Consider the following 2,504-nt stretch of genomic DNA (forward strand, 5'->3'; position numbering starts at 1 on the left):
GCTAAAGTTTCTGCTTTATAAGTCATGATCGTTGGTCTTCTTGTGTTTTCTGCTGTATTGAAACTGCTCAAATATTAGCACTTGAAATATGAAGAAAAGTGCATATTTATTCAAATAAATATCTTAATTAACGATATAGCATCAGCAAAATAATGCAAGTTTAGGTGTCAGAAATACTGTTTGAAAAATAAACAGGATTAAACTTGTAACAAGGCATTAACTTCACGTGAATGGCTTATGTTTTTAAGACTTTCTGCGTATAATAGCCGATTATTTTTTCGCTCATGATTGAGCAGGGGAGGTTGTTTCTTCCCCATTTGGTTTTTCAATTGAGGAGTCCTACGTGGCCCAATATATTTATACGATGAACCGAGTGTCCAAGATGGTTCCGCCGAAGCGCGAAATCCTCAAGGATATCTCCTTATCATTTTTCCCAGGCGCAAAAATTGGTGTGCTTGGTCTGAACGGTGCAGGTAAATCTACTTTGCTTCGTATTATGGCGGGCGTAGATAAAGATTTCTCTGGTGAAGCACGTGCGCAACCGGGTATCAAAATCGGTTACCTCGAGCAAGAACCACCACTTGATCCAACCAAAGACGTTCGTGGCAACGTTGAAGACGGCGTACGTGAAGCACTTGATGCATTAGAGCGCCTTGATCAGGTATTTGCAGACTATGCAGATCCGGATGCAGACTTCGATGCTTTGGCGAAAGAACAGGAAAAACTGGAAGCAATTATCCAGACTTGGGATGCGCATAACCTGAATAACCAGTTGGAACAGGCTGCAGCAGCATTAAATCTGCCTGCATGGGATGCAGATGTAACCATGCTTTCAGGTGGTGAACGCCGTCGTGTTGCATTATGTCGTTTACTGCTGTCTAAACCAGACATGTTGCTTCTTGACGAACCAACCAACCACTTGGATGCAGAATCTGTATCTTGGCTGGAACGCTTCCTGAAAGACTTCCCGGGCACTATCGTGGCGATTACGCACGACCGTTACTTCCTTGATAACGTGGCCGAGTGGATTCTGGAGCTTGACCGCGGACATGGTATTCCTTATCAAGGTAACTATTCTTCTTGGCTGGAACAGAAAAATGCGCGTTTAGAACAAGAGAACAAGCAGGAAGAATCTTTTGCTAAAGCATTGAAAAAAGAACTTGAATGGGTTCGTTCAAATGCGAAAGGCCAGCAGAAGAAAAACAAAGCACGTATGGAGCGTTTCGAAGAGCTTAACTCTCGTGAATTCCAGCAACGTAATGAAACTTCTGAAATTTACATTCCACCTGGTCCACGTCTGGGCAACAAGGTGGTTGAAGTTGAAGGGATCAGCAAATCGTTTGGTGACAAACTGCTGTATAAAGACTTGTCTTTCACAGTACCACCAACAGCGATTGTCGGTATCGTAGGTCCAAACGGTGCAGGTAAAACTACATTGTTCCGTATGATGACGGGCGAACAGCAACCCGATACTGGTACAGTGACTTTGGGTGATTCTGTAAAAGTTGCTTATGTGGGTCAGATTCGTGACACCCTAGATAACAATAAAACCGTTTGGGAAGAAGTGTCTGGCGGTCTGGATATCCTGAAAGTGGGTGATTATGAAATTGCATCTCGTGCTTATATCGGGCGCTTTAACTTTAAAGGCCAAGATCAGCAAAAACGCGTAGGTGAATTGTCAGGTGGTGAGCGTAACCGTTTACAACTTGCGAAAATCCTGCAACAAGGTGCGAACGTTATCCTGCTTGATGAACCATCAAACGACTTGGACGTAGAAACTTTACGTGCGTTAGAAGATGCGATTTTGGTCTTCCCGGGCTGTGTGATGGTGGTATCGCATGACCGCTGGTTCCTGGACCGTATTGCGACTCACATCTTGTCATTTGAAGATGAGACTCCAGAATTCTTCACCGGTAACTATACCGAGTTTGAAGAGTATCGCCGTAAGAAATATGGCGATGATCTGGCAGCGAAGCGTCAGAAATACCGAAAAATTGGTGCTTAATTAAAGCGCATAAAAAAACCAGCCTTTGGGCTGGTTTTTTATTTAATATTGGACACTCATTTGGCTATAAGTATTTGATAACAGCCGCGCAGCTTTTAAATGACCTTGCTGTTTAGCCTTATTCAGCCATTCTTCAGCATGAAAATAATTCTGATCTAAACCTAGACTACCTTTAAGAAAGTGTTTACCCACTCTATATTGCGCTTCGGCGTGTCCACGCGTGGCTGCACTTAAGTAGTTCCAGAAAGCATTGCGTTGATAATTTTCTTGCTGCTCTAGCTGCGCAATTTGAAAATGTTCAGCTTGGCGTTGCTTTAAAACATGGCAAAGCTTTTCAAACTGTACAGCTTCCAGATAATAGGTATCTGCTTCAGAAATAGAATTTTCCACTTCTGTACCCGTAGGCTCGTCATGAGAAAACAGAAAATGTATGACTTTTTTAAGTTTAAGCATTTTTATTCCTCACCTTTGCCATTATTAACGATTAATTAATCTATCC

The 2,504-nt window shown here is 42.6% G+C and carries 2 protein-coding genes; one reads left to right on the forward strand and one right to left on the reverse strand.

The window, feature by feature from the left end; genetic code table 11:
• The first annotated feature begins 343 nt into the window (after positions 1-343).
• Positions 344-2,005 carry an energy-dependent translational throttle protein EttA gene (ettA, locus tag B4J23_RS08715; RefSeq protein ID WP_291360021.1) on the forward strand — a complete coding sequence of 554 codons (1,662 nt, stop codon included), beginning with the start codon at positions 344-346 and terminating at the stop codon, positions 2,003-2,005.
• 42 nt (positions 2,006-2,047) lie between these two features.
• Here ettA and B4J23_RS08720 read toward each other — a convergent pair whose 3' ends face one another.
• Positions 2,048-2,458, reverse strand: coding sequence for a sel1 repeat family protein (locus B4J23_RS08720; RefSeq protein ID WP_291360023.1), 411 nt, complete (start codon positions 2,456-2,458; stop codon positions 2,048-2,050).
• Between the last annotated feature and the right edge of the window lie 46 nt (positions 2,459-2,504).

This window comes from Acinetobacter sp. UBA3025 (assembly GCF_002367915.1).
Classification (GTDB): Bacteria; Pseudomonadota; Gammaproteobacteria; order Pseudomonadales; family Moraxellaceae; genus Acinetobacter.